14 protein-coding genes and 2 pseudogenes are annotated in these 20,553 nt (G+C 59.3%); 7 read left to right on the plus strand and 9 right to left on the minus strand.

Going from position 1 to position 20,553, the window contains the following annotated elements; all coding sequences use genetic code 11:
- Positions 1-344 precede the first annotated feature (344 nt).
- The 5 genes and pseudogenes from DBY63_RS21060 to DBY63_RS21075 form a co-directional block, all read right to left on the minus strand.
- Positions 345-1,070: pseudogene (locus DBY63_RS21060) on the minus strand (carbohydrate porin); the annotation flags it as partial.
- 15 nt (positions 1,071-1,085) lie between these two features.
- The gene (locus tag DBY63_RS25305; protein WP_256594473.1) at positions 1,086-1,637 is read right to left on the minus strand and encodes a hypothetical protein; all 552 of its coding nucleotides are present in this window, start codon (positions 1,635-1,637) and stop codon (positions 1,086-1,088) included.
- A gap of 39 nt (positions 1,638-1,676) precedes the next feature.
- Positions 1,677-3,185: an indoleacetamide hydrolase gene (iaaH, locus tag DBY63_RS21065; RefSeq protein WP_108576271.1), complete on the minus strand. Its 1,509-nt coding sequence runs from the start codon at positions 3,183-3,185 to the stop codon at positions 1,677-1,679.
- Positions 3,186-3,284: 99 nt separating this feature from the next.
- On the minus strand, positions 3,285-4,007 hold the full coding sequence (locus tag DBY63_RS21070) for a LuxR C-terminal-related transcriptional regulator (RefSeq protein WP_108576272.1): 723 nt from the start codon (positions 4,005-4,007) through the stop codon (positions 3,285-3,287).
- Between the two features lie 55 nt (positions 4,008-4,062).
- A complete protein-coding gene (locus DBY63_RS21075) occupies positions 4,063-5,022 on the minus strand; it encodes a helix-turn-helix domain-containing protein (RefSeq protein ID WP_108576273.1) in 960 nt (319 codons plus the stop codon).
- Positions 5,023-5,415: 393 nt separating this feature from the next.
- Between DBY63_RS21075 and DBY63_RS21080 the strand changes: the two are divergent.
- From DBY63_RS21080 to DBY63_RS21090, 3 genes and pseudogenes are all read left to right on the plus strand, one after another.
- Positions 5,416-6,435: pseudogene (locus DBY63_RS21080) on the plus strand (carbon-nitrogen hydrolase family protein).
- Positions 6,436-6,475: 40 nt separating this feature from the next.
- A complete protein-coding gene (locus DBY63_RS21085; protein ID WP_177411487.1) occupies positions 6,476-7,708 on the plus strand; it encodes an MFS transporter in 1,233 nt (410 codons plus the stop codon).
- A gap of 202 nt (positions 7,709-7,910) precedes the next feature.
- On the plus strand, positions 7,911-9,038 hold the full coding sequence (locus DBY63_RS21090) for an alpha-hydroxy-acid oxidizing protein (RefSeq protein WP_108576275.1): 1,128 nt from the start codon (positions 7,911-7,913) through the stop codon (positions 9,036-9,038).
- A 114-nt stretch (positions 9,039-9,152) separates the two neighbouring features.
- Here DBY63_RS21090 and DBY63_RS21095 read toward each other — a convergent pair whose 3' ends face one another.
- The 4 genes from DBY63_RS21095 to mdlC all read right to left on the minus strand — a co-directional run bounded on the left by DBY63_RS21095 (position 9,153) and on the right by mdlC (position 14,868).
- Positions 9,153-10,628, minus strand: coding sequence for an aldehyde dehydrogenase family protein (locus DBY63_RS21095; protein WP_108582807.1), 1,476 nt, complete (start codon positions 10,626-10,628; stop codon positions 9,153-9,155).
- Positions 10,629-10,907: 279 nt separating this feature from the next.
- Positions 10,908-11,840, minus strand: coding sequence for a 2-dehydropantoate 2-reductase (locus tag DBY63_RS21100; RefSeq protein ID WP_108576277.1), 933 nt, complete (start codon positions 11,838-11,840; stop codon positions 10,908-10,910).
- Positions 11,841-11,884: 44 nt separating this feature from the next.
- Positions 11,885-13,219 carry an aromatic acid/H+ symport family MFS transporter gene (locus DBY63_RS21105; RefSeq protein WP_108576278.1) on the minus strand — a complete coding sequence of 445 codons (1,335 nt, stop codon included), beginning with the start codon at positions 13,217-13,219 and terminating at the stop codon, positions 11,885-11,887.
- Between the two features lie 59 nt (positions 13,220-13,278).
- Positions 13,279-14,868 (minus strand): benzoylformate decarboxylase, encoded by a 1,590-nt coding sequence (gene mdlC, locus DBY63_RS21110; protein WP_108576279.1) that lies wholly within the window; start codon positions 14,866-14,868, stop codon positions 13,279-13,281.
- A gap of 185 nt (positions 14,869-15,053) precedes the next feature.
- On the opposite strand from mdlC, the gene DBY63_RS21115 reads away from it, so the two are divergent.
- The 4 genes from DBY63_RS21115 (at position 15,054) to DBY63_RS21130 (ending at position 20,323) form a co-directional block, all read left to right on the plus strand.
- Positions 15,054-15,977, plus strand: coding sequence for a LysR family transcriptional regulator (locus DBY63_RS21115; protein WP_108576280.1), 924 nt, complete (start codon positions 15,054-15,056; stop codon positions 15,975-15,977).
- A gap of 661 nt (positions 15,978-16,638) precedes the next feature.
- Positions 16,639-17,631: a transporter gene (locus DBY63_RS21120; RefSeq protein WP_108576281.1), complete on the plus strand. Its 993-nt coding sequence runs from the start codon at positions 16,639-16,641 to the stop codon at positions 17,629-17,631.
- 13 nt (positions 17,632-17,644) lie between these two features.
- A complete protein-coding gene (locus DBY63_RS21125; RefSeq protein WP_108576282.1) occupies positions 17,645-18,832 on the plus strand; it encodes an MFS transporter in 1,188 nt (395 codons plus the stop codon).
- Between the two features lie 42 nt (positions 18,833-18,874).
- Complete coding sequence (locus DBY63_RS21130) at positions 18,875-20,323, plus strand: carotenoid oxygenase family protein (RefSeq protein ID WP_108576283.1); 1,449 nt, start codon at positions 18,875-18,877, stop codon at positions 20,321-20,323.
- Positions 20,324-20,553 lie beyond the last annotated feature (230 nt).

Below are 20,553 nucleotides of genomic sequence, written 5' to 3' on the forward strand. Positions count from 1 at the left end.
TTTTAACAGCAGAAGGGACACTTATTGCCGACAGAGGCACATCTCTATCGCAATGAAGGCGCTTCTATAGGCATCCGTGACTAGAAGAATTGCTCCCTTAAAAGGTAGGCGTGCTGATCGCGGTCGAAGCTCCAGCAGCGTGCCGAGAAGGTAAGGAGCTAGGCTTACTTTGAAGCGGAACGCCGGCTTTCGTACTATTGCTTGTCCCCTAAGCGCTGCGCGGCTGAAACAAATGCGATATACCGCGCAGGCTTAGCTAACTTATAGCGGGCCGTCTATCACTTCAGATCGAACGTCAATGAGATTATCGACGCAACCACTCGGTATTCTGTGCGGCGGCCCAATCAGAGACCAATGTGTGATCCGAAGTCATACACCACCAGTAGGCCTAACACAGTGCCATTTCCGCTGACCTCGGAGACTGGGTTGTAAAAATTGCTCGGATTGAAAATGTATTGGACGCTTGGTTCGAACGCCAGATAGCGCGTCGCCTGCCAATGCATATTGAGCTCGACGCGTGACTCCCCTCTGGACATGTGTTGATCCCGCCCTGTGACATCAAGGCGTTGCTGGTTCTGGTAGTCGTACTGCTTTTCCGACAGCCGCAGATAACTTGCCTTCAAACTGATGGAATCCTGTGGCCGACCAAACGGTCCCACCCGGGTTACTCCGGCCTCCACAAAGTGCTGGAAGGGTTGAGAGTCGTCCGCATTGAATGACCAGGCGCCGAATACCTGCCAGGCCTGGCCAAGCGACTGAGCATCCGCAACTTCATCGCGTGCGATGGTCTGCCGGAAACGGAAAATTGCGCCGCTGCTACCTCGATGCTTCGTGCCATCAGAAATGTCTACCTGCTCAGCGCTATTGAAGAAACCGTTGAGCTCATAGTGGTAAGGATAGGGATCTTGGGCAATGGTCTGCTCAACGCCGATACCCGCAAGACTGGTGACCCCGCTGGCATTATCGGGATTCCAGTGCCACCCGTGGGTCTTGTCGAGATAGTCGTTGGGATTCGACTCGAACGCCCCTCCATGCACGTACCAGCGGTCGTTCACCTGATACTTCGCGTATCCGCCCCAGCTGCCTTAGGGAAATGGAAGGATGCCAGTTGTGTACTCGACCAGCGGGTCGTTGCAGGCAACGATGGCGCCACAATTGGAGAGATAGAAGTAACGCTTGGCGTTGGTACGCCCTGCCGTCACCTGCAACTGTCCATCGAGAAGCTTTTGCTCGTAGGCGAAGAGCGACAGGTAGCCCGTATCGATATCGTTGTGCATGACGGAGCCGGCCAAGCCACTGCCAACCGCGCCCTGCCAATGGTCCTGGGCGGGAATCCCTGCATTGTGCATCCAGGGAAAGAAGGTGTAATCGAACTTCAGGGTGCCGGCCTGGTTATCCAGCAATTTGCCCAGATCCAGATCCGCCCCCACGAAGATGGCGCCGGCATTTGCAACGCTATAAGGCCGGGGGCCGATGTCCAGGTTCTTGAGCGTCTGGTTGGTGATGACGACATGCGGTTTGAACGCGCTGTCATCAGCTCCAGCGAAACCCCCAGCGGCAATACCAATAGACGCCAGTACTGCATTCACACAAAAACGACGGGCACACGGGCGCCCTGAACCCTTGTTCTTTTTCATGATTTGTCCAAACCGTTTATGAATGATGATCGGCGGTGATTAACGAGCGATAGCGGGAATGGGGCCTGGCCCCCAGATGGACTCGAGGGTGCGACCTATGGCGAGCAGTTGATCGTCCTGGCCTGGCAGGGCATCTATCTCCATACCCACCGGAAGTTTCGTTTCTTCGCCAAGACCGACCGGGATACTCAGGCCAGGCATCTTCACGTTACTGCCGGGATCCGAGTTCCTGATGATGCGAAGGAAGTGGTCTGGAGTGCCCGCCCCTGGCCCGCTCTTGATGGCGACTTCCGGCACGGCGGGAAACAGTAAGGCATCGAGTTTGTGTTGCTGGAAGGTCTGCTCATAAACCGCTGCCAACGCGGGAACGCCCTGCTTGATTGCCTTCTCGTAGAGCGGCTGTCCCGGCACCATCCTTCCTGTTGCATCCGGTACGGTTACCGGTACCACCATGGTCTCGAAAATGGCTTTGACATCAGGGCTCGCGATCCCAGACGTCAGCTGTTCGAACGAGACCCCGGTGCCCTGCTCTTTCAAATAGGCCGTGAGCGCCCTCTTCGCTTCGACGATCGCGACGGGCGTCGCCACCGCTGCCACGAGGTTTTTCATGCCGGGCATCTGCACGGGTATCAACTGCACACCCGCGGCCTTGAGCTTGGCCAGGGCTTGCTCGGCTTTTCCGGCGACGTCGCTGTCCAGATCGGCCCAGAAGTAATCGGGCAATCCGAGGCGAATCTGTCTGGCCGGCTTGGCGGGCAGCGGGGTTTTGCCGCTGAGCACGGAATCCATCAGCACGATGTCACCCAGGCTGTTCGCCATCGGCCCGGCGGTATCACGAGTGGACGAAATGGGAGTGATGCCTGCACCGCTGTAACGACCCACGGTAGGACGGAAGCCAAGGCAGCCATTCAGGGCGCAGGGCTCGCGTGTCGATCCGCCGGTGTCGGTACCCATGGCGATCGGCACCAGCCGGGCGCCGAGGGCCGCGGCGCTGCCCGAGGAAGATCCGCCGGCGATGCGCGACTGGTCGAAGGCGTTGCGTACACCAACGACGTTACCTACGTGGTAGGCAACGTTATATCCAGTCGCCCCGAACGCCAGCTCGTGCATGTTGGTCTTGCCAACGATGATCGCGCCGGCCGCTTCCAGCTTGTCGATAATGGGCGCATTCACCTTGGGCATGAATTGCCGCAAGGCGGGCGTGCCGGCGGTGTTGGCGAAGCCCACCACCTGGATGTTGTCCTTGATGGCAATCGGCACGCCTTCAAGGGGACGACATTGGCCGCCGCTGGTGAGCCGGGCGTCCGCTTTCTTCGCCTCGGCGATCGCCCGCGGGTGGTCCAGGGAGATGAAGGCATTGAGTTCGGGGTGAGCATCCACACGGTCCAGCCAATACCTGACAACCTCTTCGCTGGAAACCTGCTTGTTGCAGATCAGCTTGGCGGTTTCTTCCGCACTGAGGCGGTAAAGCGGGGTAGCCGGTAGCGCCGCGAAGGCGCTCGAGTTCGCCAAGGCAATCGCCAAGGCCAGAAAGGGAGACTTGTTCATCACGGTGAAATCCTGAGGTCTGCCCGATGCTCGACTGGCATCGACAACTCATTTATTCACACGCTGGATTTGGCCAAAATCCTCATATTTGAGGAGCCGCTACTGCGGTCGACCCCGTACCGCAAGGTCGGTCCTGTTGCTCGCGCCAGTCTTGTGCATGGCGTTTTTCAGATGCGTTCGCACCGTGGTGAAACCTATGCCCATCAAGCGGGCGATTTCCTTGTCGCTACAACCGGCCGCGACATGCTCCACGACCGCCTGTTCACGTCGCGTCAACAGGGATGGCGGCTGCCGGGCCGGAGACAGCGACTCCTCGAAATAAGGGGTCAAGGCCTTGAGCAGCAGGACATCCCTGATGCCAAAAGGAGGTTGATCGGCACCTCGCCAGATGCGCAGGTCACCGATGTCTCTGCCACCCTGGAAAAAAAATACATTGATCCCGTAGTGCATCCCGCACGGCTTTAGGAATTCGTTGTAGTGCTCACTGGCTTCCAGCGCCCTCCGGTCGATCACATCGTCCACGCGCGCGGCTTGGCGTTGAGCCCTCATCTTCCGGGTAATGCAGTCGGCGAGGTGGTGATGAGCCTGGTACTCGCCGAGTTTGACCTGGTCGATATTCAGCGAAACGCAGCGGGTGGAAACGTCTTTCCGCTCGTCATAGACATAGGACGCGCCGTAATCGGATTTGAGGAGCTGCGTGACATCCAGCAGGATCTGCCGCCTGACCTCTTCCTCGCACCCGCCGGCATGGCGCAACCGCCAAACCACCTGGGTGAAGAGGTCCAGCTCGTTACAGGTCAGGTCAACCTTGACGTCAAGCACGCTGACCTCCCTATCTGGCGGGCCATCCGAGCAATACGCACCAGACCGAACGTCCTCAGCAAGAGTGCGCAGCCTTTAGCCGAAATTCCTTGGGCGTCATTCCGGTTTCTTTTTTGAAGACGCGACTGAAATGCGCACAGCTGCTGTAGCCCCAGTCAAACGCGATATCGCCAATGTGCTTATGGGCGAGATGTTTGCACAGCAGGTCGCGCTTGCAATTCTCCAGGCGCCGGTGCCAGATCCATTGCGACAGTGTCAGGCGTTCGGATTCGAAAATCCGATAAAGCGAACTCATCGAGAGCTTGAGATCCGCGGAAATACGTTCCACGTTGAGGTTGGGATCCTGCAGATTGTCCAGGATGTAGCGCTTGACTCTATGCAGGTGGAACGTCTGCAACTTGCTGCATTCCGCCCCTGGGGCCTCGGGTATGGATTGCAGTCCACCGATGGTCACCTCGATAAACGCCCTGGCCAAAGACTCCTGAACGGAGACGCTGGATGAGGCCGGGCCGGAAAACAGCGCGCTGAGCATCGCGCCCAGTACGAGCCCCGCCTCTGAATCCTTGCTGACGGTCATGCCACACAGCCGTTGAGGCTGGGAGATATGAGCCTGCAGTTTCGCTCGAGGTATGCGAATCACGTACTTGCAGAAGTCTCCGCTGTAGGACATGGCGAACGGTCGCCTGCTGTCATAGAGGACGAAATCTCCCGCAGTCTGTATTGATACCTTCTCGTCTTGCTCCAGCACCCCCTCGCCCCGGCGCTGATAACTGAGCATGAAGAAGTCCGACGCGTCCTTCTGCACCAGCTTGCTGCTTCTCGCCACGGCGTGCGCCGACGCTTCCAACCGCATCAGATCAAGATTCGCCAACTGCAGGACATCGAGATTCGCGGCAAAAGGGACAGCGTTCCTGGACTCGAAATCCAAGGCCATGAAGCGATCGGCAATCACTTGACGCCAGAAGGCCTGGCGATCCGACGGCGGCACATCGCTCGTGGTGAGTGTATTGAGCATCTTCCATCACGCTGAAGCATCAGTAATGTAGCGGCTGACTAGCAAGATGGGCGCCATAAGCGCCGTTTTCCCGATCTGCAGGAGATGCAGACGAAAAATGAGGAAGAGCGAGATAAAAATGAGCGTGAATCAGGGCTGGCGCAGGCTCTACTGCGCTGGATGAGGGCACGAAAGCGCCCTTTTGCCTCAGGACAGAACATCGTAGAGCGCGCTAACCAACGTCGGGTGTTACATCGCCACCTTTGGTAACGCCTGCAGATCCCTGTAGCGGGAACCCAGTAGGCAGCCCATCACGGAAACAGGAGCAAGATCGGCAAGACGCTGAGCACAGCACTTGGCGTCTCTTTGCCTAACCATCTCGATCATCGCCCACTCCTTCGGATCGAGACCCCTATGAATGTCATTCACAGCGCTTACAAGGTGGCCGTTGTACAAGCCGCGCCGGTTTTCATGAATCGCGACGCCACCCTTGATAAGTGCATTCGCTACATCGAAGAAGCGGCGCGTAATGGCGCCCGGCTGATCGCCTTTCCAGAAAACTTCGTGCCCGGGTATCCCTGGTTCTTTTGGCTGGGTACGCCTGCCTAGGCCATGCAGTTCATGCTCAAGTATCACCAGGAGGCCCTGGTGGTGGGCAGCGAAGAGTTCAAAAGGCTCGAAGCCTGCGCCAGGGACAACAAGATCTTCGTTTCCATCGGCTATACCGAGAAAGACGGCGGCAGCCTCTACATGGGGCAAGCGCTGATCGATGACGAGGGTAAAACCCTGGGGACTCGCCGCAAGTTGAAACCCACCGTCGCCGAGAGAATGGTCTTTGGTGAAGGCGACGGCAGCGACATCCAGGTCCACCCGACCGCTCTCGGCAAGATGGGATCTCTGTGCTGCTGGGAACACATCCAGCCGCTGGCGAAGTTCGCGATGTTCAGCGAGCACGAAGAGGTTCATATCGCTGCCTGGCCAGGCTTTTCGTTGTACAACGAGGTCACCCCGGCGATCAGTGGCGACGTCAACAATGCCGTGAGCAGAACCTATGCGGTCGAAGGCCAGTGCTTCGTCCTGGCCCCCTGCGGCATGGTGTCCAGCGACGTGATCGAGCTGCTCTGCACCTCGGAGGAGTCACGAGGATTGCTCAAGGCCGGCGGCGGCTACGCGCGGATCTATGGCCCCGATGGCGCAGAACTCGCCACCCCGCTACCGGTGGATGAAGAAGGCCTGCTCTATGCGCAGGTCGACCTGGCTGCCGTCACCCTGGCGAAGGTCGCCGCAGACCCAGTAGGCCACTACTCCAGAAGCGACATCACCCGGCTGGTGATCGATCGCCAGAGCCGCCGTCCCGTCGTGAACAAGGCCACTAGCCACCACAGCGATGAGTCTTCTTCTCTAGACAAACACACCGACGACTTTTCGGACTGATGGGCGTACCTAACCTCGACCGCACGGAGATCGATTATCTATGAGCACGTTATCCTCTTATGAATGGAAGATGGTCTGGTTATTGGCCATTCTGTTCGGTGTAGTGGGTCTGGATCGCTTGGTTGTCGTTTATCTCTTCCCGATCCTGATCCCGGAGTTGGGTCTGAACAACACCCAGGCCGGGGCCATCGCGTCCATCTTGGCCTTGACCTGGGCTCTCTCTACCTGGGTACTGGGCAGCGTCAGCGATCGCTATGGACGTAAGAAGGTACTGATTTGCTCGGGCGTGTTCTTCTCGCTCATGGCGTGGCTGACCGGGGCAATCAAGAGCTTCACCGGGATGCTGGTGGTACGGGGACTACTGGGGATAGGCGAAGGTGGCGTCTTCAGCACCAGCGTTGCAACACTGGCGCAAATTTCTTCACCAACGCGCAGGGGCATGAACCTGGGCATTCACCAAGCCTTCTTCCCGCTGCTGGGTATCGGCCTGGGTCCTATCATCGCTACCCAGCTAACCCAATACCTGTCATGGCAATGGGTGTTCTTCATCCTGGGTGTACCTAGGCTGATCTTGACGCTGATTCTGGCGAAGGTGATGAAGGAGCCCAGGCGCGCTGCCATCCTTACCCCTGAACACCCCCGTAAAGGCGCGACGTCGGTACTCAGGTACAGGAATATCTGGGTGAGCACCGTGATTGGCTCGCTGTTCCAGACCGGGCTATTCGTTTTCTCCACCTTCGTGGCGCTCTATCTGACCCAGGTCGTGGGGCTGTCACTGGCGGAGACGGGCCTCATCGTCTCCGGCTGGGGATTCGGTGGCTTCATCGGCATGATCGCCATCCCTGCGCTCTCCGATCGCCTCGATCGTAAACCGGTGCTGGTGATCTGCGCAGCTATCTACGGCGCCTTGATGCTTACTTTCGCGATGAGTCACGCGAGTTCGCTCGTGATGTTCTCGATCCTGTTCCTGGCCGGTGTCTTTGGTTTTGGGATCGCGCCGCTGTTCCTGGCGATCATTCCGGCCGAGTCCGTGCCGAGCCAGGTGACGGGGGCGGCAGTTGGGGTGCCCACGGGCGTCAGCGAAATCATCGGCGGCGTAGCAATGCCCATCGTCGCCGGCAGCCTGGCGGACCACTTCGGCCTGATCGTGCCGATACTGATCGTCGGCGTGGTGTCGCTGCTCGCGGCGGCGTTCGGCCTGTTCCTGAAGGAAACGGCGCCGAGCAAAAATCCGGAACTGGCGATGACGCCTACCGACGTAGCCAGCGCCTAAAGAAAGGTTCCTAGGCCAGGATGCAGCCGCCTGCCATGGCGGCCTTGCTCCGCCCGGTCATCCCGTACGGAGGCAGAAGCGACATCGCTGCTCAATCTATAGACAGTTCTTATACAAGCATCATCAACTATCGATTTGATGAATCTTTTGCGACTACCTAGATTGAAGTCCATTTTGATCGGGTTCTGCCTTGAGGGATGTCATGCGCTCAGCTTTTAACGTCGAAGGCTATCGAGAACTGGCTCGGAAACGGTTACCCAGGATGGTGTTCGACTACCTGGACGGCGGCGCGGATGACGAGAAAGGCCTCCAGCGCAATAGGCAGGCCTTCGACCGCCTGGAATTTCTGCCGCGGCGCCTGGTGAACGTGGCCGAGCGGAGTCTTACGACTCAGGTGTTCGGCAAACGCCAGGCATTACCCCTGATGGTGGCACCCATGGGGCTCAATGGAGCCTTCTGGCCGAAGGGCGATCTCGAACTCGCCCGCGCGGCCAAGCAGGCGGACATTCCCTTCATTCTGTCCACCGCAGCCAATGCCTCCATCGAAGAGGTGGCCGACCAGGTCGGTGGCGACCTCTGGTTCCAGCTGTACGTGGTGCACCCTACCCTTGCCGATCAGCTCGTCGCCCGGGCACTGGCGGCGGGCTATCGAACCCTGGTCCTGACTACCGACGTTGCGGTCAACGGCAAGCGAGAGCGCGACCTGCGCAGCGGCTTCGGCCTGCCGTTCAAGTACAGCCCCAGGGTGATACTGGATGGCATGCTACATCCGCGTTGGTCTTGGCGCCTGCTCACAGGGGGCATGCCGCAGATGGCCAATTTCGCCAGCCGGGAAGCCTATGACGTGGAACTACAGGCCGCCCTGCTCTCGCGGAAGATGGATGCGAGCTTCGATTGGAACGCCCTGCAGCGACTGCGGCAGCGTTGGCCCCATCGCTTACTGGTCAAGGGCGTGCTGCACCCTGAGGATGCGGCCCGCTGCATCGAACTGGGCGCCGACGGCGTCATCCTGTCGAACCACGGTGGGCGCCAGCTGGACGCTAGCTGTTCGCCGCTAGCGACGCTGCCGGACATTGCTCAAGCGCACCCCGGTAAGGTGCTGGTCGACAGTGGCTTCCGCCGGGGGTCTGACGTGGTGAAGGCACTCGCCCTAGGCGCCAGTGGTGTACTCATCGGCCGCCCCCTGCTCTATGGGCTTGCCGCCGCTGGAGAGAAGGGGGCGAGCGCGGTGCTCGACATCTTCCAGGATGAGATGAATCGAACCTTGGCCAACCTGGGCTGCGCCTCGGTCGAAGGGTTGTCGGCGGAGCTGGTGATCCGCACGTCTTGAGGAGCGGCGCTACGGGATCGCCCCGTAGCGCCGCTGATACAGGCCGGCGTCCTGTTGGCTACCAATCACCAGCCTCCCGCTGACCCGAGCGAGAGGCTGGTTTGGCTACCTAACCTAGAACGCGTAATGGCGGGGAGTGGCCTGCACGCTGATCCAATGATCGGTGGTGAATTCTTCGATGGCCCAATCACCATTGAAGCGGCCAAGTCCCGAGTTCTTTTCGCCGCCGAAGGGCGCATGGGCTTCGTCATTCACCGGGATGTCGTTGACATGGGTCATGCCGGCCTTGACCTGCCGCGCGAACCGTACTGCCCGCTCCACATCGCCGCTGAACACCGCGCTGGACAGACCGAATTCGCTGTCATTAGCCAACTCCAGGGCGTGGGCTTCATCGCGGGCACGCTGGATACCGACGAGGGGTCCGAAGATCTCTTCGCGGGCTATCTCCATGTCCTGGGTGACATCGGCGAACACATGTGGCGGCAGCAACTGACCTTGCACCTCGCCTTCGACCACCGCGCGAGCACCCTCCTCCTTGGCACGTGAGACCTTTTGCAGCAAACCCTGCAACTGCTTGGCATTGATGATCGGACCGACCACCGTGTCAGCGTCGTGCGGATCACCGACCTTCAGCGCCCTGACCTTCTCGGCATAGCGCTGGACGAAGGCATCATGAATCCCCTCCTCGACGATGATCCGGTTGATCGCCATGCAGATCTGTCCCTGGTGCAGGAACTTGCCCATCACCGCCGCGCTGACAGCCTGCTCCAGATCGGCATCGGCCAAGACCACGAAGGGACTGTTGCCACCCAGCTCGAGCGCGACGTGCTTGAGATGCTTGCCACCCGACGCCAGCCGGCCGATGTTCAGACCGACCGGCGTCGAGCCGGTGAAGGAGATGAATTTCGGTATCTCATGCTCGACGAAGGCATCGCCGATCTTGGCTCCCGCGCCGACCACTACGCTGAGCAGTCCCGCGGGGAGGCCCGCCGCCTCGTAAAGACTGGCCAGCAGCAGGCCTCCCGTGACCGGGGTGTCGCTCGCCGGCTTGATCACCACCGCATTACCCAACGCCAACGCGGGTGCCACCGAGCGTTGCGACAAATGCAGCGGGAAGTTCCAGGGGCTGATCACCCCGACTACGCCCAGCGCCTCGCGGTAGACGCGGTTTTCCTTGCCGGGCACGTTGGAGGGCAATAGCCGACCATGCACCCGGGCCGGGAAGGAGGCCGACTCCAGGGTAATGCTGCGCGCCGCACCCCACTCGATCTGCGCCTTGATACGGGTGCTACCGGATTCACGGATGATCCAGTCGATGATCGCTTCGCGATGCTCATCGAACAGCTGTACCACCCGATGCATCACCGCTGCCCGTTCGGCAGGACCGGTAGCGGCCCACTTCACCTGGGCTTCGGCAGCCTGGCGATAGGCCTCGTCGAGGTCGTCACGATCGGCCTGGACAATTTGCGCCAACTGGCTACCGTCGAACGGATCGGTCACCTGCAGCACACTGCTATCGCGGCCATCACGCCACTGACCAGCAATGAACTGTTGATCGAAGACCGGGAATCGATTGGCAAGGTGAGTCATGAATTACCTCTGCTTGTTAGACGATATGGGCATCGTCGAAAGAGTCGTCGATGACCTTCAGAAAATTAACGTCGCGGACCCGCAAGGCGGGCCAACCTGACTCTGCGATGGCGCCAGGCTCGACCAAGGCGCCCACTTCAATGCTGTTAAGTTCGTCAAGGAGAATGCCGGCCTCTGGAAAAAGCCCATCCACTCGTGCAAACGCCTGGTATCACGGACCCCGACCTCAACCAGCCTTGGCCATACCGCTCGGCAGCCTGGGCATAGCTGGCAAGGCTGCTAGCCCTGGCCCTGGCCCTGGCCCTGGCCCTCACTGACCTTGACCAGGTTGTACAACGCCTGCAACACAAGCGTGGGGACTTCCAGGCGCTTGCCTTGAGCCACTACCGCGCCATTGATGAAGTCGATCTCGGTCTTTCGCCCAGCCTCCAGGTCCTGCAGCATCGAAGGCTTGTGCTGCTGGTGGTTGGCCAAGGCATAGTCCACCGCCGCCTCGACCCGCCGCCGGTCGACGGCGATCCCGGCCGCCCGGGCGACAGCCAGCGTCTCCTCAACGAGATTACCCAGCACCTGCCGGCCGTATGCGGAGCGGCCCACGGCACCTACGGTCTGGCGAGTAACGGCGCACACCGAGTTGAGTGCCGCATTGAAGGCAACCTTTTCCCAGATCGCGACCTGTACCTGCGAATCAGCCGTACAGGGTAGACCCGCCTGACTGAACACAGTGGCCACCTCATGCACCCTGGAAGCGTCCTCTCCGTTGAAAGACCAGAGGTTGATATGGCCCTCACCCTGACTGTGGATCACCCCGGGCGCCACCAGATCAGCGGGCAGGTTGGTCATACCGACGATCACCCGCTCAGCGGGCACTACGCTCGCGATAATGTCGGCGTTACCCAGGCCATTCTGTACCGACAGCGCCCAGGTGTCGGGCCCCACCAGATGACGTACCGAATCGATTGCCGCGGCGGTGTGAAAGCCTTTGGTGAAGATCACCAGCAGATCGAAGGAGCCAGAGAACTGCGCTGCTCGGGCAATGGGTACCTGGACGGTCGTCTGCACCTCCGGAGTCTCCAGCCGCAGGCCTTGTCGGGAGATGACCTCGATGGCTTGAGCGGAAGCCTCGACGAAGGATACCTCTTGCCCTGCCAAGGCCAGACGGGCGCCAAACAGTCCTCCCATCGCTCCCGCACCTACAATCGCAATCTTCATTGCGGCTCCTTTGTGTCAGTGAAACGGACTCGAGACGTCAGCTATCAGGATTGAACATCCAATGCCCGCCCGGGCGTGGCAGGCATCGTACTGCGCCCCTTGCGGATCATCGCGATCGCGAAGATAGCTATCACGCCAGGCACTGCGCAGAGGATGAAGTTGAGTTGCAGCGGCAAATTCATGCTCAACATCAACCCGCCTAGCGCGGGGCCTGCGACCCCACCAAAGCGGCCTATGGCCGAGCACCAGCTGACGCCGGTAGAGCGGATTTCGCTGGGGTATTGCTGGGCAGCGAAGGCATGGATTACCGCCAAGGTGCCAATGGTGGTGGCACCAGCGATCAGCAACATGACGTTCAGCAGCAACGGTCCAGGCTTGATGCCCAGGGTGCACAAGGACACTACGGCAAGCAGGAAGAACAGCATCAGCGTCCGCTTGCAGCCCCAGCGATCAGCCAGCCAGCCGCCACCCAAGGCTCCCGCCGTAGCGCCTAGGTTCAAGGTCACCAGGAACATGAGGCTGGAACCCAGCTCGAAGCCACCGGCAACCATGATCTTCGGTAGCCAGGTATTGAGTCCGTAAACCATCAACAGGCACATACCGAAGCCCAGCCAGAGGAACAGGGTGCCGACCCCGCGGCCCTCGGTGAACAGACGCGAGAGGGGCGCTGCGGAGGAAGTCCTGACCGGTGCGTCCAGGTTGACCTGGCGGGTATCCACCTGGGGGTCGATGCGGGTGAGTAATTGGCTGGCGGCAGTGCGATCCTTCTCAAGCAGATAGTGCAGCGACTCGGGTAGCTGCCGTGCCAACCATGGCAGGAATAGCAGCGGCAGACCGCCGATGATGAAGGTCGCTTCCCAGCCATAACGAGGGATGATAAGCATGGCGACCAAAGCGGAAATCATCGCGCCAACCGAATAAAAGCTGAGCATGATAGTGGTCAGCGAACTGCGTCGAGTGGTCGGCGCTAGGTCATTCATCAAGGCAACGATGTTGGGAATCGCTCCACCCAGCCCTACTCCGGTGAGGAAACGCGCTAGGGCGAAGCTCGGTGCATTCCAAGTGAAGGCCGTGCCAAAGGCACAAAGGCTGGCGAGGCCGATCGAGCCAATGATTACTTTGCGCCGCCCCAAGCGATCCGCCTGAGGGCCAACCGCGACTGCACCGAACATCATGCCGAACAGCGCAGCGCTACCCATCCAGCCGGCGACCACGGGCGTCAAGGCCCACTCCTCCATCAGACGGGGTACCACCGCGCCGTAGATGACCAGGTCGTAGCCATCGAACAGCATGATGAAAGAACACCAGAACAGCAGGGTGTAGTGAAGCTTGCCAAGGGGCGCGGCCCCGGCAATGTCCATCGCACGTTTCTGAGTCATCTTCAGCTCTTCTTGTTGTTATGTCAGGGAGTTGCAGGGGCCGTGGTAGCCCCTGCAGATCAGTGGGGCGCAATGGTGACGGTCGGTACCTCGATTACCGTGGGTTCATTCGCGTCCAGTGCCGCGCGTAATGCCGCCTCGAAGCTTGCACGGGTGTCGGCGTGCACGGCACGCACGCCATAGCCCTGCGCGATGGCACAGAAATCCAGGCCGGGCACGTCCAGGCCTGGGGCGTCTTCCGCCTTGAGCACGCCGGCGAACCAGCGCAGGGCGCCGTAGGTACCGTTCTTGAGGATGATGAAGACCACCGGCACGCGGTACTGCGCAGCCGTCCAGAGCGCGGTGATGCCATAGTTGGCCGAGCCATCGCCGATCAGCGCGATTACCCGCCGCTGCGGTTGCGCCAGCTGGACCCCCACGGCGGCAGGCAAGCCAAAGCCCAGGCCACCCGCGGCAGGAAAGTAATAGCTCCCGGGATGACGCAGGTTCATCCGCTCCCAGAAGGCGCTGGTGGTGGAGGTCGATTCCTTGACGTAGATGGCGTCTTCCGGTGCCACGGCATCGAGCACATCGAACAGTGTTTCAGGGCGCAGGTGCCTAGGCTCATCAACCATCGGCCGCGGCGCCGGTAGCGGCTCGGGATAGCATCGGGAATGCTGGGTCACGCCCTCGGCCAGTGCCTGCAAGGCCGCGGCAATATCGCCGATCAGGGCATCCCCCATCGGCGCCCGCGCCGCTTCCTGCGGGTCGGAGGTGATGTGCAGCAGACGTGCACCGACCGGCAGGTAGTCTCCCGGGGCGAACTGGTGATAGCGGAATACCGGAGCGCCGACGACCACGATCAGGTCATGGCCCTCGAGTATCTTGCTGATCCCGGCGATGGCCGCGGGAAGCACGCCACGGAAACTCGGATGACGAGTGGGGAATGGGCAACGCGATGCTGACGGTGCGATCCACACTGGCAGGTGGAGTTTGTCGGCCAAGGCCACAGCGGCGCCATTGCTGAGGGTGGCGTCGACCTCCGGCCCAAGTACCAGTACCGGATTTCGCGCCTGGTCCAGCTGCTTGATCAACGCCTGCAACTGGTCAGCGTTGGGGTTGCCGGCGACCTGTACGTGACGCTCGAACAGATGCTCGACGCCCGGTGCGCACGGCGCATCCCAATCGTCGTAGGGGATCGAGAGGTACACCGGCGCTTTAGGCGTCGTATTGGCATAGTGGATGGCCTGGCTAAGCGCCCGAGGGACGTCCTGCGCGTTGGCGGGTTCGTAGCTCCATTTCACCAGCGGCTTGGGCAGTTGCACGGCGTCGACATTGGCCAGCATGGCCTCGACACCGATCATCGGTCGGACCTGCTGGCCGGCAGTGATCACCAAAGGACTATGGGAGTACCAGGAGTTGGTCAGGGCTCCCATGCCATTACCGGTGCCTGCCGCCGCGTGCAGGTTGACGAAAGCCGGCTTGCCGCTGGCCAAGGCGTAACCGTCGGCCATACCCACCACGGCGCCCTCATGCAGCCCCAGCACGTACTGGAAGTCTTCGGGAAAGGCTTTGAGGAACGGCAGTTCGTTGGAACCTGGATTACCGAAGAGAGTGGTCATTCCGTGGCGCCGAAGCAGCGTATAGGCGGCAGAGTGAATGGTTGGCATGGGGCGCAATTCCGGGACTGTCGTGAGACTTCCACTCTAGGAATTCCGCAAAAATCTATCAAATAAATGCTTTTCTAGTTTTGCATAAAACACATCTATGATTGCATCTCTGTAAGCAGCCCCAAGAGGACTCACGGCAGTGGGAGTGGGCCACTCTCGATTCCCCATGACGAACAGGCGCGACCATGAGCAGTTTTGACCTCAACCTCATCACCACCTTCATCACCCTTTACGAAACCCAGAGCGTGACGACCACCGCGCAACGCCTGTTCGTCACCCAGCCCTCCGTGAGCTACGCCCTGGCCAAGCTCAGGGAGCAGTTCGATGACGCCCTGTTCGTGCGCAATCGCCTGGGTATGCAGCCAACCCGGCTAGCCAGCCAGCTTTACAGCGGCTTCAAGGAGGCTTCCCGCTGCATCGAGTCGGTAGTGGGCGAAGCCCGTAAATTCGAGCCTGGGCATTCGCAACGCCAGTTTCGCTTGGCGCTGTCCGACCTCGGCGAGATGGCACTCTTGCCTCGGCTGATGGAACACCTGAGCAGCCTGGCGCCGAATATCGAACTGGAGGTGGTACCGCTCGAAATCGATCAGGTCGGAACCTGGTTGAACGACGGCCACATCGACGCCGCGATCTGCAGCAGGAAGCTCAGCGAAACCGGCATGGCCTCCCATGTGCTGATGAAGGAGCGCTACGTCTGCCTAATGGATGCAGACCATCCGCGCATCGGTGAGACCATGGACATGCAGCAGTTCCTGGCCGAACCCCATGTTCAGGTCACCCGCACCTCGGGACACGGCATGGCTGAGGATGCACTGCAACGCCTGGGTGTGGAGCGTCGGATCAAACTGCGCCTGCCTCATTTCTCGGTGCTTCCGCGCTTGATTCCGGGCACTGAGCTACTGGTCATCCTTCCCAGCCAGATCGCCGACAGCTTTTGTCAAAGGCCGCTGCAAGGTCAGCTCAAGACGCTCGAACTCCCTTTCGAGGTTCCTGCCTTCGATGTGACCCTGCACTGGCACAATCGCAGTACCCAGTCCACAGCGCTCAGTTGGTTCATGCGACAGGTGCAAATGGCCTTGGGTAACCCCAAAGGCAACATGGCGCTTTAAACCGATCCTATAAGGCAAAAGTGAGCGCCCAGATCGATCAAGCACGCAGATCTTAGTTATTTGGATCGAACTGATTGGCGGCGGGGCCACTATCGCGAAAGATCGTTGTACACGGATCCATCCAGCGCCGCGTGAAGGTGCTGTGCTCTGAAATAAAGCAAAACGTTGTCGTGCATTTTGAGCAGCACTATGTACCTTGAGAGTGAGGTGCGAATGTTTGTAGTTGCTATGAGTAAAGCTCTGAACCCCCCTAAATAAGCAGTAGCTACCCATGAACATTTCGTAGTCAGCCATCTTTTTGGTGGTTCAACGAGACGCCGCCTTCGCTTTTCACTCTTCCCTTCTATCGCGCGCGGGGCGCGGGGCGATAGCGGGTAAAAGATCGAGTAGAAGGGGTGCAGGGGGTCGGTTGGAATGGGCGGATATGTATTGCTTTTTTGGACTCTGGAGCTCTCTGGACATTCGCTTAGGTCCTCATAGAAGTAGACGAAATTTCTGGCTGACAGATGGCATTTGATCTCGACCAACGTCCGAGACGAATCACTTTGGCACGCCCAGACAGGTTTGGCGGCTGCAAGAAAGACCGAGGGTTGAGGCCTTTCTAGAGTGGAGATGCACAGCGCAACCAGCTGCTCACAACTCCAACAATAGAGCCAGCCTTATGAAAACCTTGCTCAGCAGCACCTTGAGTTTACTCGTAGTCGCCATCTCATTTACGGCGGAAGCGGCCAGTGGTCCCCCGCCGCCCTCGGTCAACGAGCCGGCCGGTATCAACTTGGGCTCTACGAGTTTCTATGACGGGTTTACAGGCCCGACGGGACTCAGTCACCTGGTGTACCTGAGGTATGACCAAGCCAGTTCGTTCCGGGACAGTAATGGCCATGAAAATAAGCAGTTCGATAATCCCAAAATCAGCGTCGCGACGTTGCTCAATCAATTCAGCTACTACTCGCCCCAAGAAATTTGGAAGGGGGCGCATCTAGGCTGGAACCTGATCGTGCCGATCGTCTCACTGGACGGTGATTTTGGTGATGCCGGCCCGAAGTTAAAAGATAACGGCGTTGGTTTGGGTGACATCGTCGCAGGTCCACAAATGGTATTCGATCCGCTGGTGGACGAACACGGTCGACCGGTGCTGGCCAATCGCATCGCCCTAGATGTGATCCTGCCCACAGGGAAGTATGACAAGCACCGGGACCTCAATCAGGGCTCAAACTTCTATTCGTTCAATCCCTACTGGGCTTCGACCTGGTTACCAGCCCCCCGTTGGGAGCTGAGCTGGCGGCTCTACTATCTGTACAACTTCAAGAATCGCGATCCAGCCAGTAGCTCAATTCAGGTGTTCGAAGGCGGACCGGTACGTGATACCCAAGCGGGCCAAGCGGCCTGGGCGAACTTCTCGGCTTCCTATGAGGTGATCCCCAACCTGTCGGTAGGGATCAGCGGCTACTACTTCAAGCAACTCGATGAGGACCAGGTGAATGGTCAGCGCCTAGCCGATTCGCGCGAGAAGGTGCTGGGCATCGGGCCTGGATTGTTCTGGAGAATCAGCACGGCAGAAGGGTTCTGGTTCAATACCTACCGTGAGGTAAGCGCCGAAAATCGCAACCAGAACGACTTTTCCGTGCAAGTGCGTTTTGCACATGCCTTCTGAGCGAGGGACGAGCATGCAAGCTTTCGTTGCGGTAAATAGCAAGACGACCTTAGCGGCCCTCTGCGCCATGACAGTTGTCTCCCTCGGTACGCTACAGATTCAGCCGCTGCTGGGCGGTGGACTCGTCGATCAATTGGGCATCCCCTTGAATGCATTAGGGGCCATCTTCGCCGGAGAACTGTTGGCAATGGCAATAGCCTGCGGTTTCAGCGCAATGCTAATGCCAAAGATCAACCGGCGTTCCTTCGCACGGATAGCACTGGTCAGCCTGGTGCTAGGTAATTTGGCAAGTATTGAAGCGGGCGGCTGGGTCAGTTTGATCGGCTGCCGGTTCATCTGCGGCCTGAGTGGCGGCGGGGTGATGGCGGTGGTATACGCCACGGCAGCTTTGCGAACGTCCAAGGATGCGGGATTTGCCCTGATCAACATGGGTAACCTCGCCTGGGGAATGTTGCTGGTCTCCACGACGCCCTTGGTACTGCAACAAGCCGGTGTTTCCGGCACCTTTCTAATCCTGGCACTCGCGAGCGCCGGGGCCCTGTTGGGTACCGGTCGTATCCCACCCCACTACACCGATGGACCGGATCAATCCCAGGCATCCGTACCTCCATTGAGCCTGACAGCCGTGCTGCTGGTGTCACTATTCGCACTTCTTTTCTTTGGCCACTCCGCGCTATGGGTCTACCAGGAACGCATCGGTAAAAGTATCGGCCTTGCGCCCGAACAGATCGGCGCAATTCTCGGTGCCAGTATCCTCGCAGGGGCTCTGGGTGCTGGCCTCGCAGCCATTATCAAACGCCGACTCGGCTTACTGTTGCCCCAGCTAATCGGCTTCGGCGCCGCTCTGTTAGCCACTTTGGTGATGGTCGAGGGTGCCACTCCACTAGCTTTCGCCGTGACGGCTGCCCTGATCCATTTAGTTTGGTTCTTCAGCCTGCCCTATCTACTCTCGATGACTGCTGAGCTAGACCCCTCCGGCCGCCTGGCGGGCTTGGGCAATGCGGCGATCTTCGTCGGCCAGGGCATGGGGCCTTTCGGGGCGGCTTTGGTCGTAGGTGAAGGCAACTTCCGGGCCGTAGGTTGGCTGGCGGCCGGCATCTATTTAACGGCCTTGATCATCGCTTGCGTAGTGGTCGCACGCATTCGTCGATACCCATCTGCAACCGCCAGATCGCATCCGTCGCAACCCGCGCGCGTCTAAGCGGCACTGGCATTCCCTCACCAACCTGTTCAAGGACTTGCCATGACTAACCGATTTCCCGCCACGCCCGAATTCTCTGGTGCACTTTACCAACCAAGCCGCGTAGAGGCCGACGTCTTCGACCTGGAGGTGGAGGGTAAACTTCCTAGCGCGCTGCGCGGCACCTTTTACCAGGTTGCGCCTGATCCGCAGTATCCGCCGATGTTGGGCCAAGACATCTACTTTAATGGCGATGGCCTGGTGAGCGCCTTCTCCTTCCAAAACAACGGCGTGTCCCTTCGTCGACGTTATGTGAAGACGGATCGCTTAATGGCCCAACGTCGCGAAGGTCGTTCGCTAAATGGCATCTACCGTAATGTTCACACCAACGATCCGCGAGCGGCGACCAACAACACTACGGCCAATACCACGGTGCTCAAGCACAACGGTGTACTGCTCGCACTCAAGGAAGACGCCCTGCCCTACGCCCTGGACCCTCAAACGCTGGAAACGCTGGGCGTTTACGACTGGCAGGGACAAATCACCGCTGACACCTTTACCGCGCACCCGAAGATTGATCCCGGTACGGGCAACCTAATTGCATTCAGCTATGAAGCCAGAGGTGAAGGCACGCCAGACATAGCCTGTTTCGAGATCAGTCCTGAGGGACGGGTCTTACACGAGATATGGTTCAAAGCGCCATATGCAGCCATGGTGCACGACTGCGCAATCACGACCAACTATCTGGTGTTGCCCTTCATTCCTCTGACGGTTGATGTCCAAAGGTTGCGCGAGGGAGGACAGCATTTTCAGTGGCAACCCGATTTGCCCCAGCTATTTGCCGTGGTACCGCGCAGGGGTTCGGCGACTGAGGTTCGCTGGTTCCGAGGACCGGCCAACGGTTTCCAAGGCCATACTCTCAATGCCTTCGAGCAGGACGGTAAGCTCCATCTCGACACACCAGTGACCGGTGGAAATGTTTTTTACTTCTTTCCGCAGAGTGATGGCTATGTCCCTCCGCCGGAAACGCTCGCATCAAGTCTGCACCGATGGACGTTTGATCTGCAGACTCACAGCGATTTCGTTGAGCCCCAACCACTGAACGACTACCCATGCGAATTTCCTCGAGTCGACGAGCGCTATCTGGGTCAACCATACGAACATGGCTTCATGCTGGCGTTCGATCCGAATCGGCCCTACCGCGATGATATCGGCCCACCACCCTTTCAGTTCTTCAATCTACTCACCCATTTCAACTTGCGTACCAAAGCGAGCGAGAGCTGGTTTCCTGGAGATAGCGGGTGCTTTCAGGAGCCTATCTTCGTTCCCCGAACGGCGCAGGCGCCGGAAGGAGATGGCTACCTCGTAGCCCTGCTGAATCACCTGGATACCTACCGGAGTGAATTGGTGGTTCTCGATACACAGGACATGGCCGCAGGCCCTGTGGCGCGCGTCCAGATTCCTCTGCGTATGCGAATGTCGCTACACGGCTGCTGGGCATTCGACGCCTGATCCATCCCCTCTTCGAATCGAGGCCCTGCAACGTGACCGTCCAGCGGCCTTAATTCGGCATCTCGCTTGCTCCGCTAGTGGGTGCCCACCCTGGCGTCCTACCAGCAGCGCTCGTCATAAAAACAAAATTCTCACAATGCAGGATTTTTTATCAAATCCTGCTTTACAGGATTAATTTCGAGATTTAAGTTGAAGCCAACGGAGGCGATGTCTGGGTCGACATCACCCCA

The organism is Pseudomonas sp. RIT411, assembly GCF_003057735.2.
Taxonomy (GTDB): domain Bacteria; phylum Pseudomonadota; class Gammaproteobacteria; order Pseudomonadales; family Pseudomonadaceae; genus Chryseomonas; species Chryseomonas oryzihabitans.